The sequence below is a fragment of the Finegoldia magna genome (genome assembly GCF_002243175.1).
Classification (GTDB): Bacteria; Bacillota; Clostridia; order Tissierellales; family Peptoniphilaceae; genus Finegoldia; species Finegoldia magna_J.
The window spans coordinates 1-23,756 of sequence record NZ_NDYF01000012.1 but is presented as its reverse complement, the minus strand read 5'-3'; the positions used below and the strand labels follow the sequence as shown (position 1 = coordinate 23,756).

16 protein-coding genes and 1 rRNA gene are annotated in these 23,756 nt (G+C 31.2%); 15 read left to right on the top strand and 2 right to left on the bottom strand.

Going from position 1 to position 23,756, the window contains the following annotated elements; translation table 11 throughout:
* The first annotated feature begins 12 nt into the window (after nt 1–12).
* The 5 genes from B9N53_RS04685 to pglZ are packed head-to-tail and all read left to right on the top strand — an operon-like array spanning nt 13 to nt 10,881.
* Complete coding sequence (locus B9N53_RS04685; protein WP_094203899.1) at nt 13–642, top strand: DUF1819 family protein; 630 nt, start codon at nt 13–15, stop codon at nt 640–642.
* Nucleotides 643–650: 8 nt separating this feature from the next.
* A complete protein-coding gene (locus B9N53_RS04680) occupies nt 651–1,214 on the top strand; it encodes a DUF1788 domain-containing protein (RefSeq protein WP_094203898.1) in 564 nt (187 codons plus the stop codon).
* Nucleotides 1,215–1,223: 9 nt separating this feature from the next.
* Nucleotides 1,224–4,775 (top strand): BREX system P-loop protein BrxC, encoded by a 3,552-nt coding sequence (gene brxC, locus B9N53_RS04675; RefSeq protein WP_094203897.1) that lies wholly within the window; start codon nt 1,224–1,226, stop codon nt 4,773–4,775.
* Nucleotides 4,776–4,785: 10 nt separating this feature from the next.
* On the top strand, nt 4,786–8,271 hold the full coding sequence (pglX, locus tag B9N53_RS04670; RefSeq protein WP_094203896.1) for a BREX-1 system adenine-specific DNA-methyltransferase PglX: 3,486 nt from the start codon (nt 4,786–4,788) through the stop codon (nt 8,269–8,271).
* A gap of 12 nt (nt 8,272–8,283) precedes the next feature.
* Nucleotides 8,284–10,881, top strand: coding sequence for a BREX-1 system phosphatase PglZ type A (gene pglZ, locus B9N53_RS04665; RefSeq protein WP_094203895.1), 2,598 nt, complete (start codon nt 8,284–8,286; stop codon nt 10,879–10,881).
* Nucleotides 10,882–10,928: 47 nt separating this feature from the next.
* On the opposite strand, the gene B9N53_RS04660 is transcribed toward pglZ, so the two are convergent.
* Nucleotides 10,929–12,476, bottom strand: a complete 1,548-nt coding sequence (locus B9N53_RS04660) for a cell wall-binding repeat-containing protein (protein WP_094203894.1) — start codon at nt 12,474–12,476, stop codon at nt 10,929–10,931.
* A gap of 408 nt (nt 12,477–12,884) precedes the next feature.
* Here B9N53_RS04660 and ileS point away from each other — a divergent pair, with 408 nt between their 5' ends.
* The 7 genes from ileS to B9N53_RS04625 all read left to right on the top strand — a co-directional run bounded on the left by ileS (nt 12,885) and on the right by B9N53_RS04625 (nt 21,364).
* Complete coding sequence (ileS, locus tag B9N53_RS04655; RefSeq protein ID WP_094203893.1) at nt 12,885–15,992, top strand: isoleucine--tRNA ligase; 3,108 nt, start codon at nt 12,885–12,887, stop codon at nt 15,990–15,992.
* A gap of 129 nt (nt 15,993–16,121) precedes the next feature.
* Entirely contained in the window at nt 16,122–17,174 is a 1,053-nt protein-coding gene (locus tag B9N53_RS04650) for a lysylphosphatidylglycerol synthase transmembrane domain-containing protein (protein WP_094203892.1), read from the top strand.
* A 273-nt stretch (nt 17,175–17,447) separates the two neighbouring features.
* The gene (locus B9N53_RS04645) at nt 17,448–18,443 is read left to right on the top strand and encodes an RnfABCDGE type electron transport complex subunit D (protein ID WP_242432402.1); all 996 of its coding nucleotides are present in this window, start codon (nt 17,448–17,450) and stop codon (nt 18,441–18,443) included.
* Nucleotides 18,436–19,041: an FMN-binding protein gene (locus B9N53_RS04640; protein WP_002834996.1), complete on the top strand. Its 606-nt coding sequence runs from the start codon at nt 18,436–18,438 to the stop codon at nt 19,039–19,041. The genes B9N53_RS04645 and B9N53_RS04640 overlap by 8 nt, the downstream gene beginning before the upstream one ends.
* Nucleotides 19,041–19,655 carry an NADH:ubiquinone reductase (Na(+)-transporting) subunit D gene (gene nqrD / locus B9N53_RS04635; RefSeq protein WP_002834995.1) on the top strand — a complete coding sequence of 205 codons (615 nt, stop codon included), beginning with the start codon at nt 19,041–19,043 and terminating at the stop codon, nt 19,653–19,655. The genes B9N53_RS04640 and nqrD overlap by 1 nt, the downstream gene beginning before the upstream one ends.
* The gene (locus tag B9N53_RS04630) at nt 19,655–20,239 is read left to right on the top strand and encodes an NADH:ubiquinone reductase (Na(+)-transporting) subunit E (protein WP_002834994.1); all 585 of its coding nucleotides are present in this window, start codon (nt 19,655–19,657) and stop codon (nt 20,237–20,239) included. The genes nqrD and B9N53_RS04630 overlap by 1 nt, the downstream gene beginning before the upstream one ends.
* A gap of 9 nt (nt 20,240–20,248) precedes the next feature.
* On the top strand, nt 20,249–21,364 hold the full coding sequence (locus B9N53_RS04625; protein WP_094203890.1) for an NADH:ubiquinone reductase (Na(+)-transporting) subunit F: 1,116 nt from the start codon (nt 20,249–20,251) through the stop codon (nt 21,362–21,364).
* Nucleotides 21,365–21,417: 53 nt separating this feature from the next.
* Here the strand turns inward: B9N53_RS04625 and B9N53_RS04620 are convergent, their stop codons facing one another.
* Entirely contained in the window at nt 21,418–21,921 is a 504-nt protein-coding gene (locus tag B9N53_RS04620) for a nitroreductase family protein (RefSeq protein ID WP_094203889.1), read from the bottom strand.
* Between the two features lie 44 nt (nt 21,922–21,965).
* Here B9N53_RS04620 and B9N53_RS04615 point away from each other — a divergent pair, with 44 nt between their 5' ends.
* The 3 genes from B9N53_RS04615 to B9N53_RS04605 all read left to right on the top strand — a co-directional run.
* A complete protein-coding gene (locus tag B9N53_RS04615) occupies nt 21,966–22,760 on the top strand; it encodes a threonine/serine ThrE exporter family protein (protein WP_094203888.1) in 795 nt (264 codons plus the stop codon).
* Nucleotides 22,760–23,254 carry a threonine/serine exporter family protein gene (locus tag B9N53_RS04610; RefSeq protein WP_002834990.1) on the top strand — a complete coding sequence of 165 codons (495 nt, stop codon included), beginning with the start codon at nt 22,760–22,762 and terminating at the stop codon, nt 23,252–23,254. The genes B9N53_RS04615 and B9N53_RS04610 overlap by 1 nt, the downstream gene beginning before the upstream one ends.
* A gap of 396 nt (nt 23,255–23,650) precedes the next feature.
* Nucleotides 23,651–23,756: ribosomal RNA gene (locus B9N53_RS04605) — 16S ribosomal RNA — on the top strand; the annotation flags it as partial.

The window sequence follows — 23,756 nt, the reverse complement described above, 5'->3', positions numbered from 1 at the left end:
TGGAGGATATTAATGGTTTCAAAAAATTCAAAAAACTTAAAATCCAAAAGTCCATATTCAGGAAGTCTGACGAGAGAACAGTTTTTATTCAATGAAATGAGAATTACTGCAAAGTTAAAGCTAGAACTTAATGATGATGAAGAAATCATTAATAAAATATATTCCGAAAACTTATTGCAATATAAAACAGAAAAATCTCTAAAAAACATAGCAAATGTTTGCTTAAAAAGATTAAATTCTCTAAATAATAAAAAAATTGTAAAAATAATAGCACAAGCACCTTCTGAAGCGTCAAAACAAGCCTGCTTATATGCGATGATGAAGCAACAAAGAATTGTATGGGATTTTTTCATTAATATTATTGGCCAAAAATTTTCAACTCATGATTATAATTTTTCCAATTTAGATATAAATGTATTTATTTTACAGTTACAAGAGCAAGATGAATTGGTAGCATCTTGGAGTGATTCCACAATTAATAAAATAAAGCAAGTTTTAAAAAAAGTCATGCTAGAAAATAAATACATTGACGACAGAAATTCCACTAAGCTTAACAAAGTCTTACTTGATAATTCACTAAAACAAGAAATTGTAAATAATAATGATAACATAGCATTAAAGGCTTTTAATAATTTTGAATAGGTATTGATATGACAGATTTAAATGAAAGATTAGACAATTTAAAAAAAATTATACAAGAACCAGATTTTCTTGAAGGAAAAGGGCTTAGTAATGAAGTAAACATCAATATATTTTGTTATGATCCAAAAGAAGAGATGAAAATCAGGTATTTTGTTGAGAAACTCAAACAAGATAACTCCCTTAAAAATTGTAATATTCTGGCGTTCGATTTGTTCGAGTTATTTATTGAAGTATCGAATGATAGAAAATTGATTCATAAATATGTAGAGAAAGAAAAAAAATCTGGTAAAGAAGCACTTTTAAATAGTATAAAAAAGGTTGTCAGTTATGACAAAATTATTGATAAAATGGATTTAAGTAATAATAAACATATGAATAATGAAGTTGTAATAATTTATGGAGTAGGAAGAGTCCATCCATTTTTAAAATTGCACATGATATTAAATGAAATTCAGAAAGTAACAGATTTACCAATTATAGCTCTTTATCCAGGTAAGTATGATGGATTGACTGTATCATTGTTTGGTGAATTCGAATCAAGCTCATACTATAGGGCATTCAATAGAAAATAGGAGAGAAAAATGAAAATCAAAAATATGTTTAAGGACGACATCAACCGTAATATAAATGGTGTAGTAAAAGTTGATCAAGATGTTGATGAAATAATAGTACAAGAATTAGAAGAGTACGTTATAACAAAAGAACTAAAAAAGCACTTTAAAACTTTCTTTGAAATATATTCAGATTCATTTAACAATCCTACTAATGATATAGGAGTGTGGATATCAGGATTCTTTGGAAGTGGTAAATCACATTTTTTAAAAATATTATCCTACTTATTAGAAAATCGTGAAGTTTGTGGAAAATACACAATTGATAGATTTGAATCAAAATTTTCTGAAGATCCAGGAACCTTTGAGTTAATAAAAAAATCAACAAATAATCAAACAGACACAATATTGTTCAACATTGACTCGGAATCCGACGTGAGAAAAGATGATACAGCGGTTTTAAGAGTTTTCGCCAAAGTATTCTATAAATACTTAGGATATTACGGAGAAAACTTAAAAATAGCGAAATTAGAGCAATTTTTGGATAAACAAAATTTGTTCGAAAAATTTAGAGAAGTATTTAAAGAAAATAGTGGCATGGAATGGTACGCTGACAGGGAAGCATATTCTTTTTATGATGAAGAAATTATAACAACGATGGTAGAAGTCATGGGTATCGAAGAATCTTCAGCTAGAAGCTGGTATAATTCTGCCGATGAAGATATAGAAATGAGTATTTCTAAACTAGTTAGAGAGATTAACGAATACGTAGAATCCAAGCCAAGCGATTTCAGATTGTTATTTATGATAGATGAGGTTGGACAGTATACGGGATCAAACACAAGTTTACTTCTTAACTTACAAACATTACTTGAGAAAATAGGAACAGAGTGCAAGGGAAAAGTTTGGGTAATGTGCACGGGACAAGAATCTATCGATGAAATAATAAAAGCGCGCGAAAATGAGTTTTCCAGAATTCAAGCCAGATTCAAAACAAGACTTTCATTAACATCATCATCAGCAGATGAAGTGATCCAAAAAAGAATATTAACAAAAAACGAAGAAGCAAAGCCTGTTTTAAAAGATGTATTCAATAAAAATGAAAGCATCATGAGAAATCTGTTTAGTTTTAATGGGGCTATATTAGACATTAAAGGATACTCAAATGAAGACGAGTTTATCAATATATTTCCATTTGTACCATATCAATTCATTATAATGCAAAAAGTATTCTCGGAAATTAGAAAACATGGTAATACTGGAAAGCACTTATCTGGCGGAGAACGCTCAATGTTATCAGGATTTCAAGAATCGGCAATACAAGTTGAAGACAAAGATGAGTACTCAATAGTTCCATTCTATATGTTTTATGATACAACGCACACATTTTTAGATGGATCAATCCGAAGAGTAATAGAAAGATGCCAAAATGCTGCCGACGATGAAGAAAATCACGGAATAAAAGCAGAAGATGTTAAAGTACTAAAATTATTATATTTATTGCGATATGTAGATGACATTCCATGCAATATAGATAACATTGCAATATTAATGGCTGATAACATAAACGTAGACAAAATCACAGTAAGAGACTCAATCAAACAAAGTCTTAACAGATTACTAAGTCAAAACTATATTGCTAGAAGTGGAGATGTTTATAATTTCTTAACAGATGAAGAACAAGACGTCGCCAAAGAAATCAAACATACATCTGTTGACACATCATCCATAGTTCAAAGAATAGGTGAAATAATTTTTGAAGATATATTTACAAATAGAAAAAGAAGATATGGACTCAATGATTTTGCATTTGACAGAATGGTAGATGATATAGTAATGGGCATGGCTAATTCAGATATGAAATTAAAAGCCTACACAATTGCAAAAGATACAATTGGCAATCAAACATCCGACATACTTATCGAATCAAAAGGTAACGCAATTGTTGTATTGGCAAATTATCCGTATTTCGAAAATCTAGAACAAGCCATGAAAATCAAAAAATACATCATGCAAAAAAACATCAGCTCACTGCCATCATCATTGCAACAAATTATAACAGCTCAGCAAGAAATCGGAAACAAATACGAAAAACAAGCACGAGAAGATATTGAAAAAGCCATCCAAGATGGAAACTTTTTTGCTGACGGTGAAAAGCTTGTACTAAGTTCAAAAACGCCAGTAGATAAAATCAATGAAATGCTGGATCAACTAATTAGCCACGTTTACAGTGATATTGATTTAATTACATCCTATTCAACTACAGACGAAGATATCAACATGATTTTAAATGGATCACAAAACATGATTGAAGGAACAATTCCAAACCAACAAGCCTTGAATAAGGTAGAAGAGTATCTTGAAATGCAACAAAGAAAAAAGCTACCAACATCAATGGCAGACATTCAATCAAGATATCAAAAAAAACCATATGGATGGCGCGAAATTGACATAGCATCAGTAATAGCAAGACTTTTATACGATCAAAAAATAACTATAAAATACTCAGGAGTAACAATTCAACGAAACAATCCGAAACTTATCGATATGCTTAGGAAAAAAAGCGAGATTGGTAAAGTTGAAGTCCAAAAAAGAAACGAAATCTCTCCAATAAAAATAAGAAAAATAAAATCATTCATGAGAGAATACTTTGATGTAATGGATATACCAAAAGATGAAGACGATCTAATACAATTCATCAAAGACAAGTTCCAATCAAAAAACGATCATTACCAAAAATTATTGCAAAAATATAACTCTGAATACAAATATCCAGATAAAAATAAAATAGTAAGATCAATAAAATTAATAGAGACAATATTAAATCAATCAAAAGATAATGAAGAATTTATAGACTCAATAAACTCTAATGAGAATGAACTGTTGGACAACTTAGAAGATGTAAAAAATGTTGAAGAATTCTTCGACAATCAAGTTGAATTGTTTAATAAAGCCTACAAGTTTGAATTAAGCATGAGAGATGATCTTGATCCAATATCACGTGATGAAAAAGCGTATGAATACCTAAATAAAATCAGAAAAATTGTAACCATTCCATCTGATAAAAACTTCAACTATTCTCTGATTCCACAATTAAATGAACTACTAGATTATGTAAAACAATCGCACGATAAAATGTTGGAATCAAAAAGAGAAGAACTTTATAATGATGTAAGACAATGTCTAGGAGAAATACACTCAAGAGCAGAAAAAAACACCTCAGCAAAGAGCGTTTCAAATAAAGCCGATGATTATTTCTCATTTCAGAGAAATCAAATACCAGACAAAAATAGTATTACAACCCTGGAAGGAATGAAATCTCAGCTTTTTACTAAAAGAGATGAATACTTGTCATCAATTGACCAAATGATTTTATCATCACAAGTAAATGATAAAAAGAAACCATTCACAAGTGCAACTACACAACCACCACAACCTAAGAAAATCAAAAACTTAAGCAGACAATCATTGTTTCCAACAAAACAAATTAATTCTGTAGAAGAAATCAAAGACTATTTGGACAGAGTAAAATACTCCATGGTTGAACAACTCAAAGATTGTGATGGATTTAAGATAAATTAAGGAGATATCAATGGACAAGAATGCAATCAGAAAGTTTGCTACATTCGCAAGAAGTGAACTAATACAAAAAGTATCACAGAAAGCATTGGAATTTGGAATATCTGAAGAAAACACATCATTTACTGACAAGAAAGTATTCACAGATGAACCATTGACAAATACTGAGAAGACACAGCTTCAAGCACTCATCAAAAAAATTGAAGAACAAGGCTACAATCAAGTAATTGAAGAAGTAGCATACACTTGGTTTAATAGATTCATAGCTTTAAGATTCATGGAAGTTAATGGATATCTTCCAAGTCATATCAGAGTATTCACAGATGAATGTGACAATCTTAATCCTGAAATATTACAAGAAGCCATCAATCTTCAATTTGAAAATATGGATTTTGAAAAAGTATACGAATTAAAAGAAAAAAGTAGTGATGAAGAGCTATTCAAGTATTTACTAATATTGCAATGTAATGACCTTAACCAATACTTGCCAGAAATGTTCCAGAAAATAAATGATTACACCGAACTATTGTTGCCAGATAATCTTCTAAGAAAAGACAGCATCATCGATAAAATGATTACAGAAATACCGAATGAAGATTGGACCGAACAAGTTGAGATAATTGGATGGTTATATCAGTATTATAATGAAGAGCTTAAAGATAAAGTTTTCTCTGATTTAAAGAAAAATAAAAAAATTACTAAAGAAAAAATACCAGCAGCAACTCAGTTGTTTACTCCGGACTGGATTGTAAGATACATGGTAGATAACTCTTTGGGAAGGTTATGGCTTGAAGGTCATCCAAGTTCAGAATTAAAAAGCAAATTGGAGTATTTTATTGAAGAGTCTGACCAAGAAGATGATGTCAAAAATCAGTTAAATAAAATTAGAGCAGAATATTCAAAACTCATACCACAAGAAATAAAATGCATAGATCCATGCATGGGATCGGGTCATGTTTTATCATATTTATTTGATGTATTAGTTATGATTTACGAGTCTTACGGAATTCAAAAAAGAGAAGCCGTGGCTAGTATTATTCAAAATAACCTTTATGGATTAGACATAGACGACCGTGCAGGCCAGCTATCATATTTTTCAATTATGATGAAAGCTTGTCAGTACGATAAGAGATTCTTAAGTAGGGGAATTAATCATAATATTTACTCTATAAAAGAAAGTAAAAATCTCAGTCCACTTTTGATTAAAATTTTTACGGATGGAGATAATGAACTAGAAAACAATCTTAATAAGCTTATAGATCAACTGAAAGATGCAAAGCAATACGGATCCTTGATTACAGTAAATTCAGTAAATTTTGAGTTATTGAAAAACAGATTAAATGAATTGGAGAATAACAGGGATATACTTCTTTCAGAACAAACTATTAACGAATTTGAAGGTTTAATTAATATTGGTGAAATTTTATCGGGAAAGTATGATATCGTAGTTACTAACCCGCCATATATGGGAACTTCAAATGCAAATGGAAAGCTTTCAGAATTTTTAAAGAAAAACTATGGAGTATCAAAAAATGATCTTTTTGCCGCTTTTATAGAAAGATGTATAATGTTTTCGAAAAACAAATGTTATTATTCCATGATTACTCAGCATTCGTGGATGTTTTTGACATCTTATGAAAAATTGAGAAATAAATTACTAGAAAGCAGCACAATCATTTGTATGGCTCATCTTGGTACAAGAGCTTTTGAAGAAATTGGTGGAGAAGTAGTGCAAACAACAATATTTGTCAATAGGAAATCAAAAACGCCGAGCTACAAATCATCTTTTATAAAATTAACTAATTATAATACTTCACTTGAGAAAAAACAAAAAGTACTTGAAGCAATTAAATCCGATAGCTGCGATTATTTTTATGAAACAGATCAAAGTAATTTTGAAAAAATTCCTGGTTCGCCAATTGCATATTGGGCAAGTGATAATGTCATTAAAGCATTTGACAATGGTAAACCAATTGGAAATGTCCTAGATGTTAAACAAGGATTAGCTACAGCTGATAACAATAGATTTTTGAGATTATGGCAAGAAGTTGACATAAATAAATGCAAGTTTAACGCTAAAAGTTCTGATGAATTATTACAAAGTCAAAAAAAATGGATCCCTTATAATAAAGGTGGACAGAGAAGGCAGTGGTACGGAAACTACGATTATCTTGTTAATTGGGAAAAAGATGGTTTTGAAATCAGAAACTTTGTAGATAAAAATGGAAAACTAAGATCAAGACCACAAAATAGAGATTCATATTTTAAAGAAGCAATTACTTGGGGACTTATAACATCTGGTGGTTTTTCGATAAGATACAGGTCTTATGGGGGCATTCATGATGTTTCTGGTATGTCAGCATTTTTTAACGGGTCATTAGATTTATATTATGGATTGGGTTTAATGAGTACGAAATTATCTGATTTTATTTTTAAAATGTTAAATCCAACAATTAACTTACAAGTAGGAGATTTCAAAAATTTTCCAGTTATAATTCATAAGACAAAGATTAACATTGTTGATGAATTAGTAAAAGAAAACATTGGAATTTCAAAATCAGATTGGGATTCATTCGAAACTTCATGGGATTTTGGAAAGCATCCTTTTATAAATGGAGAAAAAACTATTGAGCAATCTTTTAATACTTGGAATCAAATCACTCAAAAAAGGTTTAAAGAATTAAAATCAAATGAAGAAGAGTTAAACCGAATTTTCATTGATATTTATGGATTGTCAGATGAAATGGATGAGTTTGTAGATGATAAGGATATTACTTTGTATCGAGCTGATGTGAAAAATGACGTAAAATCTTTTATTTCTTATGCAGTTGGTTGTATGATGGGAAGATACTCATTGGATAAGGATGGATTGGTGTATGCTGGTGGAGAGTTCAATTCTTCCAATTATGTTTCATTTACGGCTGACAGAGATGGTATCATTCCTATTTCTGATGATGAATATTTCGACGATGATATTGTTCACAGATTTATTGAGTTTGTTAAAGTTATATATGGAGAAGATAACTTGGAGGACAATCTGAAGTTTATCGCAAATGCATTGGGTGGCAAATCTCATAGTAGAGCTGTAATCAGAAATTATTTTATTAAAGATTTTTATAAGGATCATGTCAAATTATACAAGAAAAGACCGATTTATTGGTTGTTTGATTCTGGGAAGAAAAACGGATTCAAATGTTTGATTTATATGCATAGATATAAAAAAGATACTATTGCGAGAATCAGAACCGATTATATTCACGAACAACAAAGTAGGTATCGTACTGCATTGGCGGATTTGGAAAATAGGTTGAATGATTCTGAAGGAGCTGAAAAGATTAAATTGGAGAAAGAGAGAGATTCTATTCAAGAAAAATCGAGAGAGATTCTGTCTTATGAAGAAAAAATCCACAGCTTAGCTGATGAAATGATTGAGATTGACTTGGATGACGGTGTGAAGAATAATTACGATATCTTTAAGAATGTTTTGGCAAAAATTTAAGGATGTGATTAGGTGGATATAGATAATATATTGATGGAGCTTGATAAAAAATTCAAGCTTCCTTTGCCACAATTTTATAATAGAAGAATTATTTTTTGGGTTGATGAATCGAAGGATTTCTTGGATTATATTGATGATGTAAGTTTTGATAATGCAAGAGTTATTAAGTTAGATTGTAATAATAATTTTGCTGTAAAATATTTGTTGAATTTCGAGGATTTGGAGAGTAACTTCTTAGTATATCAGCCTTTTGTTTATGAAAACAATGAGGAGGATTGGTTTTATGATATGAAGCTATACAGCGAGATTTTCAGAGCTGATTTAATCAGTTTGTGGATTAATGAATTAAATGTTGTTGATAGTGAAAAGCTAAGAGGTGATATCAAAAATTATTCCAAATTTTTCAATGCAAAAACAAGACGTGTCAAATTCAATTCTCTTGCAAAAAAAATTGATAATAAGAAGGATTTGTACTTGGCAATAATGGCTACAATAAGTTCAAGTGATAGCTTGAATCCTAGTATGATTATTAGAAATGTTTTATCAAATGGATTGGACAATGATACTAACAAGATGTATGTGGATTTGTGTAATTATGGAGCTGTGGATATTTTCTGGAAGATGGTGTCACAAGCTACTGGTTATGAAAAAGAGAATTCTAGTTTAAAGGAGTTAATGGATGTAATAGTTCTGACAGCTTTGACGAAGTCCATCAGAAAAGATTTGTTGAATGATTATGATGATTTTATTAACAGTGCATATTGTTCTTTTTGTTATGATTTTTTGTGGGAATGGTTAAACAGCAGTTCAAGAGATGTGCTGAAACCTTATTTGGATGATATTAACGATGAGTTTGACGTTGATTCCAATTTATTCAGGCTTGGTGTGAATGATTTGATCGATACAGAAATTTTTGATTTTATTGATAAGATTATTCTGAAAAAAATCACAAGAGATGTTAAAGATTATATTATTGATATCGATAATAACAGAGAAATAATCGAACGAAGAAGAATTGGCGTGTGGTTTGATGATTATAAGTATTATTACGAAGCGTTGAGCTACTTGTGTGATATGCAAGAATTTTACAATAAAAATAGTGCATCTAATTGGGGAAGATCTGCAAAAGAAATTTGGGATGGCTATACTGAAGAGTATTATTTGATGGATACGTATTATCGAGGCTTCCACAAAAATTACAATTTTATTATAAAGGATTTTAATTCCTGGTTGAAAGATGATTTTTCAGTCGTTAAGGATTATGTAGAGGGTTTGTATAATAATTGGTTTTTGGAGAAACTTGGTGATAGATGGTTCGACTACTGTAAGGATGATTTGAAAGATCTGGGATATGTTTCTGAGATTAAGAAGCAAGTGGATTTTTATAGTGACAATATAAAAAACAAAAAAAACAAATGTTATGTAATTATTTCTGATGCGATGAGGTATGAGGTTGCTAAGAGCTTGTCTGAAAAGCTTGAACGAGAACATCAGTGCAAGATTTCTATGGATTCAATGCAGGCAATTTTTCCGACTATTACTAAATTTGGAATGGCTGCTCTTCTTCCTCATGAAGATATGAGTGTTAATATTACAGGCAGTGCAAATAATGAAAAATTATCTGTGATGTGCGATGGTATGCGAACGGATAGTAATTACAGAGAGAATTGTCTAAACAAAGCTAATCCAAACTCTGCGATTCTAAAATACAATGATATTATTCACATGAAAAGAGAGCAAAGGCAATCGATAGTAAAGGGAAAGGAAATAATTTATATTTATCACGATACTATTGATTCTTCTAGTCATAATGACGAAAATAGTGTGTTTAATGCTTGTGATGATGCAATTGATGAAATAATTGATATTGTTAGAATGATTACTAATGAGTTTGGTGGAATCAATGTTTTTATAACAAGTGATCATGGATTTTTGTATACTTTTAGTTCGATTGAGGATACAAATAAAGTGGATAATATTTCTAATAATGAAAGCGTAATTGAATATGCACGAAGATATGCTATAACTGAGAGAGACTGTGAATTAGAATATTTAATGAATGTTAAATTCTTTGATGAAAAATACACAGCTTTTACTCCTAGAAATAAAACGAGAATTAGAATGTCGGGGGCTGGTGAGAAATTCGTACATGGTGGAGTTAGCTTACAAGAAATGATTGTTCCTCTGATAAAGTACAAGCATGTAAGAAAACAATCTGTTGAATACAGAAGAAATCAAGAAAAGTACGATGTTAAACCGGTGAGTGTTGATTTACTCACTTCCAGTCACAAGATAAGCAATATGAATTTTTCATTGAGCTTTTATCAGAAAGAATCAGTTGATTATAATAGAAAAGCAGCTGTATATAGTGTCTATTTTACAGATTCAACAGGTGCAGAAATTAGCGATGTTAAAAAAATTATCGCTGATAAAGAAAGTTCAGATAACTCTGATAGGGTATTTAAGCTTGACTTTAATTTAAAGCCAAGGAAATATTACAGAACAGAAAGTTATTATTTGGTTATAGCCGAAAGTATAGATGATGTAAAGAAAGAAGAGTTTACGATAGATATAGCTGAAGATTTTGGTGAATTAAACTTTTTTGATTAATATCAAAAAGCCACCGTACGGTGGCTTTTGTTGTATCTATTATAAAATCATCTAACAACGACGGCGTATTTTTTGATGTTGTATCTGCTATCAAAAAGTGAGCGGGATATCCAATAACCGTTTGATTTATCTTCTGCTGGATCTACTATGTGCATTCTGTTTTTGTCGTAGCCATCTACTACCATTACGTGTGCGTTGTAAAGTGCATTTTTGCCCCAAAAATAATCTTTGAATGTTGGATTTCTGAATTTATACGTAGCAAAGAATATTACAGGGTTTCCTTTTGCAACTTCTTCTCTGATGTATTCTGAAGATTTGCCAGAAATATTTTCTGCGTTTGCGTATTTGTTAGCCCATTTTGTTAATGGCTCTGGGAATATTGATTGATAAATTCTTTCGTCAATATTAAAAGGAGAACCCGCAAATCCATGATTTGGATTGTTATCTCTTGCAAGTGGCATTTCTTTTATAAATTGATGAATATTTGTGTCAGTTTTGATATTTTTGTAGTGTAAACATTGCAGAAGTGATGCTGCTTCACAGCCCATCGGCAAACCGGCTTTGTTTTGGTTTATTTGAGATACATTTAATAATACGTACTCTTTTTTCGGTGGAGTTTTTCCGATTATTTCGTCAAATTTAGGATGAAGTCCGCCACCAACTAGCGTTATTTTATTCGGATTTAATTTGTCGAAGAAATTTTTCTCTGTTTTAGTTAAGTTGTTTTTTGTTGATGCAAAAATGATGGGGGATTTTTGATTTGCTGCAAATGGTGCCACTGTAACGCAGTCTATAAGTTCAGAAAATATTTGTTCACCGTTTTTGGCTAAGAAAACGGATTTTGAATTATTGAAGAATGTGTCAGCTATTTTCACGCTCGTATCATTTCTATTTTTTCCATAAATGATTTTTGAATTTGGAAAATTCTTGGATAATTTTGCTGTAGCTCCACCTATTAAATACGTGTTGTTGAATGTATAGTTTGAATATTTTTCTTCAAATGATTTTGTGTCATTTCCAACAAATAAGATTGGACTATTCATACTACATGCAGCTGCACTTACACTTGCTGAATCTACGATTGATTTGGTAGCGTGAACTACAAATGCGTTGTCGAACTGTTTTGTTTGATTGAGATTAGAAAGTTCTGTTGCGATTGCAAATGATGTCTCTATTCTGTCTTTTCCATAAATCCTTCTTACTTTATAACTTTGGTTCATTAGATTTGTTTCTTGTGATAGGGAAATACTTTGAGTGCCACCTACAAGTATAATATTTGTTGTTTTCAGTCTTTGAATTTCTTTTAATGTAGATTGGTTAATTTCATCATGATCTGTTAAAAGTATAGGGCTATTTATTTTATGCGCCAATACACCAACTGACAACGAATCTGCGATTTTTTCAGAATTTACGATTATAGCTGTGTCAGATGTTTTTGGATAAGATTTTTTTGATATTTGTATTGCTGTTTCGTATTGGTTTTTTCCTTCGATTGAAACTTTTTCGATTTGCTTTATCGCTGATGTTGGTTGTGATATTGAAACCGATAATACAAAAGCTAATGCAATGGTTTTAGAATATTTAAAGTATTTCATTTTGTCCTCCTAATATTAAAATTTTAAGTGTTTATGTAAATTTCATTAATTGTTTATTTCATTATATCATTTGCAAAATAATTTAGCTGAATTGGTACGTGAAATTTTGTATAATTTTTATAAATATTTGACAAATTATTAAAAATATATTATTATAATTCTATTAAAAGCTGTGATCAGAACGGAATATTTTGATTAATTTTACAGAGAATCCTGTTTGGTGAGAGGGATAAATTAAAAAATATTTGAATCATCTGAAAGAAGCTCACAGATCTAACAGGTCTGTGCGTATTACTTGACGTTACAAGAAATGAGAGGTTTACACAATTAGGGTGGTACCGCGGTTTATTCGTCCCTTGGAATTAATTTCCAGGGGATTTTTTAATTATTTTATAAGGAGATATTTTTATGAAAAAGTTTAAGGAACTTTCTAAGAAACCTGTTAAGGAACGTGAACAGGCTACTAGTAAGTATTGGAAAGAGATTGATCTTTTGAATGAAACTTACAACAGTAGAGATGAAGAAAATAGATATGTGTTCTATGATGGTCCTCCAACTGCAAATGGAAAACCAGGAATTCATCACGTTATAAGTAGAACTTTGAAGGATATGACTTGCAGATACAAAACTATGCAAGGATATAAAGTTTACAAAAAAGCTGGCTGGGATACTCATGGTCTTCCAGTTGAGATTGAAGTTGAAAAGAAACTTGGTCTTCACGATAAAAAAGAAATCGAAAATTACGGCGTAGAAAAGTTCAACGAAGAATGTAAGAAATCTGTATTTTCTTACAGAGAAAAATGGCAAGAGATGTCTGATAGAATGGCATACAATGTGGATATGGATGATCCATATATTACTTTGGACAATAATTACATTGAATCAGTGTGGGCGTTGCTTGACAAAATGTACAAGGACGGATTGATTTACGAAGGAGCGAAAATCCTTCCATATTGTCCAAGATGTGGTACTGGTCTTGCATCACACGAAGTTGCACAAGGTTATGAAAATATCAAAACTACAACAGCGTATGTTAAATTCAAAAGAAAAGATGCAGATGAATATTTCTTAGCGTGGACTACAACTCCTTGGACATTGCCATCAAATGTTTGTTTGACAGTTAATCCAGATATCGATTATATTTTGGCAGAAAAAGACGGAGAAAAGATTTATCTTGCAAAGAACAAAGCACACGATTTGTTGGGTCACGAAGGCGAAGACTACACTTTAATCAAAGAATTAAAAGGTAAAGATATGGAGTATATGGAATACGAACAACTTTTGCCTATTTATGATGTTAACAAAAAAGCATTTTATGTGACTTGTGCAGATTATGTAACTGTTGAAGATGGTACAGGAATTGTTCACACTGCACCAGCTTTTGGGGAAGATGACTATCAAACAGGAAGAAGATACGATTTGCCATTAATCAATCCTGTTGATGAAGAAGGAAAATTCGTTGGCGGCCCTTGGGCTGGTCAACACGTTATGGATACAGATCCAGAAGTGTTGCAAAGATTAAAAGAAGAAAACAAGTTATTCAGAAAACAAAAAATCGAACACAATTATCCTCACTGCTGGAGATGTCACACACCTCTTATTTATTATTCAAAACCATCATGGTACATTGAAGTTAGTAAACTAAAAGATAAATTAGTTGAAAACAATAACGGTGTAAATTGGTATCCAGATCACGTTGGTGAAGGAAGATTTGGAAATTGGCTTGAAAATATTAAAGACTGGGCAATTTCTAGAAATAGATACTGGGGAACTCCACTAAATATTTGGAAATGTGATAAATGTAATCACACACTTTCTGTTGGTTCAAGAAAAGAATTAAAAGAATTGGCGATTGAAGATATCGATGAAAATATAGAACTTCACAGACCATACGTTGATGATGTTCACATTAGATGTCCAGAATGTGGCGAAATAATGACTAGAGAAAAAGATGTTATTGACGTTTGGTTTGACTCTGGAGCTATGCCATTTGCGCAACAACACTGGCCATTTGAGCACACTGATGACTTTGATAAAGTGTTCCCAGCAGATTTCATCAACGAAGGAATTGACCAAACACGTGGATGGTTCTATTCTTTGTTAGCTATTTCTACAATGATTACAGGAAAAGCACCTTACAAAAATGTTTTGGTAAATGATTTAATCTTGGATAAAGATGGAAAGAAGATGAGTAAGTCCAGAGGAAACACAATTGATCCTATAGAATTATTCGATAAATACGGGGCGGACGTTGTTAGATTCTACTCACTTTATGTATCTCCACCATGGATTCCAACAAAATTCGATGTAAGTGGATTACAAGAAGTAGAAAGCAAATTCTTCAGATCATTCAGAAACACTTACAACTTCTTCCAAATGTATGCAACAACTGATGAAACAGATCCTACAGAATATTTTGTAGAATATAAAGACAGAGCTGTGATTGACAAATGGATTTTGTCTAAGTTTACAAATCTACAAAAATTCTACTTTGAAAATATGGATCAATTTGAATATACAAAAGTTGCCAGAGAAATTTCTAACTTTGTAATCGAAGATTTATCAAACTGGTACATCAGACGTAACAGAAGAAGATTCTGGAAAACAGAAATGGATGATGACAAAAAAGCTGTATACAACACAACTTATGAAATATTAGTTGGACTTACTAAATTAATCGCTCCATTTACTCCATTTATCGCAGAGGAAATGTATCACGATTTAACTGGCGAAAAATCAGTTCACTTAGCTTATTTTGATAAGGTAAATGAAGATTTAATCGACAATAAGTTAGAAGAAAAGATGGAAATGGTAAGAACTTTTGTAACACTTGCAAGAGCTTCTCGTGAAGAAGTGAATATTAAAGTTCGTCAACCATTGAAGAAAATAGTCCTAGATGAAAGATTTAAGGATAAGATTGAAGAGTTCAAGGATTTAATCAAAGAAGAAATCAACTTAAAAGATATCGAATACAAGAAAGATTTGTCCGAATTTATGAATTACGAACTAAAACCTAACTTCAAAGTTGCTGGTAGTATTCTTGGTAAACACATCAAATCTTTTGGAAATTATTTGAAAGATATCAACGCTAAGGATTTCGTATCAAAACTAGATAAATCAGATTTGAATATTAAATTAGACGATGAAGACATCGACATTAAGAGAGATTACGTTGATGTAAGAATCAACTCCAAAGAAGGCTTCGATGTGACAATGCAAGGAGATTATTTTGTAATCTTGGACACAGAAATCACTGATGAATTATTGATGGAAGGATATGCGCGTGAGCTTGTAAGTAAAGTTCAACAAATGAGAAAATCAAATGACTTTGATGTATTAGATAATATCATCATCAAAATCAAGCCAACAGATGATATTAAAAAAGCAATTGAACAATATGAAGACTTCATAAAAGATGAAACATTAACTGTTGACATTATTATTGATGAAAATGTGGACGGGGAAGACATTGATTTGAATGGAGAAAATGTTAAAATTGAAGTTATAAGAAAATAACTAATTAGCCTACTGATTAATTTCGGTAGGCTATTTTACGTTCAAAAGTATACAAAAAGTCAACAATGAAAAAAACTAATTGCAAACTGTACTATACTAATGGTATACTTTTATCAGATGAGGTGCAACATGAAGAACAAAAACACGATTTTAAGAGCAATTTTAGTATTTGCATTTAGTGCAGGAGTAATTTTTTTCATAAAAAATAAAATTGGAGCAGATGATGCTTTTGATGTAATAAAAAAGATAGGACCAGTTTACATAGTGGCATGTGTTATGACCATGTTTATGTTTTTTCTATTGGAAGCTATATCGTACAAATATCTTCTAAGGATACAAGGCTATGATGTATCTTTTAAAAGGTGCTTTGGATATACATTTACGGATTATTTTTTCAGTATGATATCTCCAGGAGGTAGCCTTGGTCAACCATTGCAATATCATACAATGAGAACGGATAACATTGATTCATTGACTACAATTAATTCACTACTTTCTTTTAATTGGATTTATCATTTGTCCATGGTAATTATTTTCTTTGTAGCAATGATTTTTGGATTAGTAGGAAAAATTGCGTCGATTTCTGAGTTTAAGTACTTGGTTATATATGGAATAGCGTGTCAATTGGTCTTGGTAATAGGAATAGGATTTTTGATGTTTGATAGCGAATTGGCGTCTAGAGTAATTAGATTTTTCAACACAATATTTTCCAAATTTAAAATTCTTAAACGCTTCAGCAAGTCAGAAGAAGATATTACAAAAACCATAGAAGAACACAAGAATTTCGGGAAGTTTTTAATTAACAATAAAAAAGTTTTTGCAAAATTATTGTGCATATCAATTCCAATGCTTTTGTTTTCGTTTGCAATTCCTGCGATTTTGTACAAATCATTTGGATTGAATTCATATAATTTTATGACTCTTGTTCTAATCCAGGCGGTGGTTACAATTTCGTTTGAGAGTGTTCATATTCCTGGAGGTGTAGGAGTTATCGAAGGAAGCATGATGCTTGTGTATTCTTCATTTATGCCAAAATCATTGGCGTTTAGTATAATGGCTATTAATAGATTTGTGACATTTTACTTAGCAGTGCCTTTTGCAGGACTATACTTTTTATTAGTGAAGACTAATCGTAAAAATTATCAGAAAAACAACAGTCTTATAAAATTTAATCAACAATAACAGATCGATCTATTAATTTAGGTCGATTTTTTATTGAAGAAAATTATCTGAGATAATTATTTTTATGGTTAAATGGGTATATTATATATGGTCAATATCTTTGGCATAAGATATTCTACTTATTAGAAATAACAAATTTTATCATTGATTTTGGTGCTCTTTATGATATGATAAATAAAAGAAATATTTTTTCGAGTACATAATGAAAAGCTTTTAGTAGTGAAAATAAATCCGTATTTTATGGGTTTTATATATAAAAAATTTTTATAAGGGGTGAAAGGTTTGAAAGAGTTTTATAATAAGTATTTTATGAAACAAAAAATGATGCATCCTGTTATGTTTGCACTTTTGCCGATTGCTTTGGTGGCGATATATTTTTATGGCCTAAGAGTGTTAGCATTATTTTTGCTAAACATAATAGTTGCATGCCTTGTCGAATATTTGGCTAATGCTAAGATATTCAAAAGAAACAAAATATCTGAAGCAGCTATTGTCACATCCTGTTTGTATACAATGACATTACCACCATCAATTCCTTTTTGGATTTCGGCAGTTGGTATAGCGTTTGGTATATTTTTCGGGAAGATGGTTTTTGGAGGATTTGCAAAAAATGTTTTCAATCCAGCCTTAGTGGCTCGTGTATTTATTTATGTTAATTTTCCTCAACAAATGACTATTTATTGGAACAAAGCTGTAGGTGGTTTTCCTGGAGGATTTGGAACTTACTTAACACAATCATTGGATTCTATGACACAACCAACTCCAATGACAGCCTTCAAAGTTAACTCAGCATTTGAAACAATCCCGACTATGCTTTTGGGACAAATTCCTGGCGTTATCGGCGAAACTTGCAAAGTTTTGATTATTATTGGAGCAATTTATTTGATTTATAAAAAAGTTGCAAGCTGGCAAATTATGGCGGGAAGTGTGCTTGGTTTTTGCGTATTAAGTTTAATTTTTAACGCAATGGGTGTAACTTCTGTTCCTAATCCTATTTATGGAATGTTAATGGGAGGATTTTTATTCGGTACTGTATTCATGGCAACAGATCCTGTATCTGCAGCTAAGACTCCAATTGGTAAATGGATTTATGGTTTCATAATAGGAATTGTAACTGTAATTATCAGAGGATTTGCACTATTTGCAGGTGGTGTTATGTTTGCGGTTCTTATTGGCAATACTTTTGCACCAATAATTGATTATTGTGTAAATAAAGTTCAATCTAATAAAAAAGCAAAATCAAATAAGGAGGTCAAGGTTAATGGCTAAGAAAAAATCAGTCGTATATCCAGTAATTTTTATGTTGGGATTGACACTAGTTTTGACATTAGCGTTGGCTTTGTTAAATCAAGTTACAACTCCTACAGTAAAATTTAATCAAGATATCGAATTAAAACATAAGATTTTGAATGTATTTAATATCTTACCTGAAGATACTTCTGCATCAAACATTGACAAGACTTTCAAAGACAATGTCGTAGAAGAAGACTACAAAGACAGCAAACTTTACATTTTAAAACAAGATGGTGAAGAAAAAGCTTACGCAGTTCCTATTAACGGACCTGGTCTTTGGGGTTCAATCAGTGGATATGTAGGAATAACTAAAGATATGAAAAAACTTGTTGGAATAGAATTCATTAAACAAGACGAAACTCCTGGTTTGGGTGGACGTATCACAGAAGATGAATACAAAAACCAATACAGAGATTTGGATATTTCAAAACCTGTTGACGGCAAAATTGTAATCAATAAACCAGCAAATGGTGGAAATATTGATGCTATAAGTGGTGCAACTCAAACATCTACATTTGTTGTGAATATGATTAATGAAGATGTGAATGAGTTTATTAAGAATGGAGGTAAATAATGGCTAATTCAAATAAATATACTAAATTATTGAAAAATGGATTGCTTGATGACAACCCTGTTCTTATTCAAGTTATAGGAATTTGTTCCACATTAGCAGTAACAAACTTATGTATGAACTCCTTAGTTATGGGACTTGCATTAGCTTTTGTTACAGGATGTTCATCGTTTTTGATTAGTTTACTTAGAAAAGTAACTCCAAAACACATTCGTATGATGGTTCAAGTATTTATTATTGCATTCTTCGTAATAATAGTTGATATTTTCTTGAAGGCTTACATGCCAGAAATGAGTAAAACATTAGGACCTTACGTTGGTTTGATTATTACCAACTGTATAATAATGGGACGTGCAGAAGCATTTGCTATCAGCAACGATCCTGTAAGTAGTTTTGTAGATGGTGTGGCATCAGGCTTAGGTTATACTGTAGTTCTTGTGCTCATAGCTTTAATCAGAGAATTATTGGGATTCGGTAGTGTATTCGGAATCAGAATAATGCCTGAAAGTTTTGTGCCATGGACAATGATGGTTATGCCACCAGCAGCGTTCTTCATTTTACCTATAGTTATGTGGATCGCTAATGCTCATCTTAAAAAGGAAGGAGATGCTAAGTAATGACGATTAGTCCTTTAGTTATATTTTTTGCATCAATCTTTACTTCAAATATGATTTTCTCAAACTTTTTGGGAATGTGTTCATTTATAGCAGTAAGTAAAGAAATTGAAACTGCAACAGGATTGGGAATAGCTGTAACATTTGTATTGACGATCACAACTATAATCAACTTTTTCTTATATAAATTAGTTGTAAGATTTAATATAGAATATTTGAGGTATATAATTTTTATTATATCGATAGCAGCATTTGTTCAATTATTGGAAATGATTTTGGAAAAATACGTTCCAAATTTGTATTACGCTCTTGGAATATTCTTGCCACTTATCACAGTAAACTGTGCAATTTTAGGGGTAAGTTTGTTCATGGTAATCAGAAACTACAACTTCTTGCAAACAGTAGGATTTGCAATAGGAAGTGGACTTGGTTGGATGTTAGCAATTGTATCAATGGCTGGAATTAGATCCAAAATCAAGGATTCATCTGTACCAAAAGGTCTCCAAGGATCTCCTTTAACTTTAATTATAACTGGAATCATGGCGATGGCATTCATCGGATTCTCTGGTATAGTTCAAATATCATAAGGAGGAATCATGGGACAAATAATTATTACAACAATTGTAGTATCTGTGTTGTGTGCGTTATTTGCATTGTTGCTTTCATTTGCAGATAAGTACATTGCAGATTATGGTGAAGTAAAACTAACTATTAATAACGATAAAGAATTTACTGTAGATGGTGGAGATAGTTTATTATCTACACTTAGAAACCAAAAAGTATTCATTCCATCAGCTTGTGGTGGTAAGGGATCATGTGGTTATTGTAAAGTAAAAGTTTTGGATGGAGCAGGTCCAGTACTTGCTACAGAAAAACCAATGTTAACAGAAGATGAACTTAACGATAGTGTTAGATTATCTTGTCAAGTAAAAGTCAAAAAAGATATTTCGATTCAAATTCCAGAAGAGTTATTTAACGTAAAAGAATACGAAACAACTCTTGTTGAAAAATTACCTTTGACTGATAGAATTACTAAGTTTAGATTTGAACTTCCAGAAGGAGAAACTATCAAATTTAAACCTGGTCAATATGTACAATTAAAAGCAGAAGAATATCCAAAAGGCGATGGATATGAAGGATCAGATGAAGAAGTATTCAGAGCTTATTCTATTGCTTCTAGTATCAGAGATGAAAAACATATCGAATTGTTAATTGGTTATACCAAGGGTATATGTACAACTTATTGTCACAAAGTTCTTAAAGAAGGTGACAAGGTTACTATTAATGGTCCTTATGGTGATTTCTACTATCACGATGAAGATACGGAAATCATATTGGGAGCAGCGGGAACTGGTTTTGCACCAATAAGATCTATCCTTAACCACATGAGAGATCATGATATTAAGAGAAAAGCAAGATTTTACTTTGGGGCCAAAACTCCAGATGATTTATTCTTGTTAGATGAATTGAAACAATTTGAAGAAGATTTGTACGATTTCAAATTTATTCCAGTATTGTCAAGAACAACTCCTGAAATGAATTGGGAAGGAGAAACTGGACATGCTGATGATGCAATCAAGAAATATTGCAAAGAAACTGGAAAGAACAGCTCAGCTTACTTGTGCGGATCTCCAAGAATGATAGAATCTTTGACAAAAGCATTGAACGAAGTTGGAGTAACTGACGACAGAATTTATTACGATAACTTCTAAAATAAAAGATCGATTGAAAACTGATTATAAGTCAGATTCAATCGATCTATTTTTTAGATAAATTTAGTTATAAATTTGTTTGGTTTGATTTTTGGAATTTCATCGCTGTGACCCAAAGCAAGAGCACAAGTAATTTCGTAATCGTCATCGATGTCTATAGATTGTAGAAATTTTCTGATAGGTTCACTATCATAGGAATCATAAAACTGATTAATCCATACATTCGCTACATTTAATTCACAAGCTTTTAACATCATATTTTGCATAATGCATCCACAGTCGAACTTTCTATTTCTATTATCGTGAGGACTCAAAAGCAAAATCATATTTTTGCAATTATAAAAACCGTTGTAGTTTTCATTATTTAAGTGTTTTCTGATAGATTTTAATAAATTTTCCATTGTACGATCATCAGAGATAGCAACTATTATGTTGTCTTGTTTGTTCATTCCAGTAGGAGCAAAGGTTCCAGCTTCTACGATTTGTTTGATATCTTCTATTGATACCTTTTTAGATGTAAAATTTCTTCTCGATCTTCTGTTTTTGATAATATCCATAATTGCCTCCTATATGTTATAATTTTAATATTGGAGGAGATATTTTGCAATTCGTTAAAACAAAAGAAGATTGCCAAGATTTAATGGATGTAGTCGCTGATACTGCAAGAATTTTGCTTGAGAGTGGCGCGGAAACATATCGTGTAGAAGATACAGCTTTTAGAATGAGTAAAAGTATTCAAAAAGTTAATAAAATTAATGTATTTGTATCTTATACTTGTATCATTATATGTTTGAGTTTTGATTTTGGAGATCTTGTGACTATGAGAAGAACAATTCCAAAGGCTACAAATTTGTGGAAGATTCACCAAATTAATGATTTTTCCAGAAATTTTGTAAAAGATGTGTATACTTTGGATGAGTCAATAGAAATAATAAATAAAATAGATAACAGAACTGTCGATAAAAAACTTTACATCCTAGGCGCATCTGCTGCTTCTGGATTATTTGCGCATTTATTAGTGGGTGGTATTATTGAACCTATCGTAGCTTTCTTTATATCTATATTAGAAATGTTAGTATTCAGATTTTTTCAAAGAAAAGAAAATCCACAATTTGTTAATACATATATTACAGTTGCGTTTATGACATTTCTAACATTAGTTACATTGAAAATTTTTGGAATCTTTAGTGTGGCTTTAGATATGAACAGTATTATCGTAGGTTGTATCATGCCATTTGTTCCTGGAGTGTCCATTACAAACTCTGTTAGAGACGTACTAAGTGGAGATTTATTATCTGGGATAAGTTCTATGATTAATGCTGTGATCACAGCGTTGAGTATAGCTCTAGGCGTTGGTAGTATACTATATTTTGCGGTTATGATGGAGGCAATCTAATGTTATATATAATTATAGAATCAATCATTTCATCATTTGCCACATTAGGATTTTCACTATTTTACGATTCACCAAAAAGATCTTATAAAATAGTTATGGTATCTGGATTTGTAGCGTGGTTCGTTTACAAATATTTAACAATAATTTTAAATAACAAATTTATCGCGGCTTTGTTTGCATCAATAGCTGTAGGAATAATAGGAGAGATAGCTTCAAGGAAAGTTCACATGCCAGTTACGGTTTTTGTAATACCGGGGATAATATCTTTGGTTCCAGGGGCAGATATGTATTACACAATGTATTACACAATTCAGCAAAATTCTAAACTAGCTTTTTCACATGCGAGAAATGCAATGTTATTTGCCGCCAGTATAGCTCTTGGAATACTTGTAGCATCCCTATCATCTAAGTCGATAAAGCATAATACAATAGAGCATTTACAAACAAATTCGATTTTTAAAATAAAAAACAAAAAAACACTTGACAAAAAATAAAAACCTTGATATTATATAAAAGCACTTTGAGTTAAGTGCTTTTTAAATTACTCAAAAGAAAGTAATGCATGTAAAACAGAAATAAAAAAAGTTTTACAAAACACTTGACAAAATGAAATGATGATAGTAAACTATAATAGTTCACTAAAGTAACATTTCATGAAAACACATTTTGAATGAAAAACATTTCAAAAAAAGTATTGACAAAGAAAAGTTTGTATGATATACTAACAAAGTCGTTACGAAAGTGCGAAGTAAGTTGTCATTAAGACAACAAACTATAGAACCTTAATAAATTAAATAAAGTAAATACTTTGAGAGAAGTACAAACCAAACAATAATTCGGTGAGAATAAAAAAGCAAAAGTCAGCTGAAAAGCTAGCTTCAAACAAACATTAAATTGAGAGTTTGATCCTGGCTCAGGACGAACGCTGGCGGCGTGCTTAACACATGCAAGTCGAACGGGATTTAGTAGACAGAAGCCTCGGTGGAAGATTACTAA

Coding starts and splice junctions, on each gene's coding strand:
- B9N53_RS04685 (WP_094203899.1), top strand. CDS start 13: ATGGTTTCAAAAAATTCAAAAAACTTAAAATCCAAAAGTCCATATTCA.
- B9N53_RS04680 (WP_094203898.1), top strand. CDS start 651: ATGACAGATTTAAATGAAAGATTAGACAATTTAAAAAAAATTATACAA.
- brxC (WP_094203897.1), top strand. CDS start 1,224: ATGAAAATCAAAAATATGTTTAAGGACGACATCAACCGTAATATAAAT.
- pglX (WP_094203896.1), top strand. CDS start 4,786: ATGGACAAGAATGCAATCAGAAAGTTTGCTACATTCGCAAGAAGTGAA.
- B9N53_RS04660 (WP_094203894.1), bottom strand. CDS start 12,476: ATGAAATACTTTAAATATTCTAAAACCATTGCATTAGCTTTTGTATTA.
- ileS (WP_094203893.1), top strand. CDS start 12,885: ATGAAAAAGTTTAAGGAACTTTCTAAGAAACCTGTTAAGGAACGTGAA.
- B9N53_RS04650 (WP_094203892.1), top strand. CDS start 16,122: ATGAAGAACAAAAACACGATTTTAAGAGCAATTTTAGTATTTGCATTT.
- B9N53_RS04640 (WP_002834996.1), top strand. CDS start 18,436: ATGGCTAAGAAAAAATCAGTCGTATATCCAGTAATTTTTATGTTGGGA.
- nqrD (WP_002834995.1), top strand. CDS start 19,041: ATGGCTAATTCAAATAAATATACTAAATTATTGAAAAATGGATTGCTT.
- B9N53_RS04630 (WP_002834994.1), top strand. CDS start 19,655: ATGACGATTAGTCCTTTAGTTATATTTTTTGCATCAATCTTTACTTCA.
- B9N53_RS04625 (WP_094203890.1), top strand. CDS start 20,249: ATGGGACAAATAATTATTACAACAATTGTAGTATCTGTGTTGTGTGCG.
- B9N53_RS04620 (WP_094203889.1), bottom strand. CDS start 21,921: ATGGATATTATCAAAAACAGAAGATCGAGAAGAAATTTTACATCTAAA.
- B9N53_RS04610 (WP_002834990.1), top strand. CDS start 22,760: ATGTTATATATAATTATAGAATCAATCATTTCATCATTTGCCACATTA.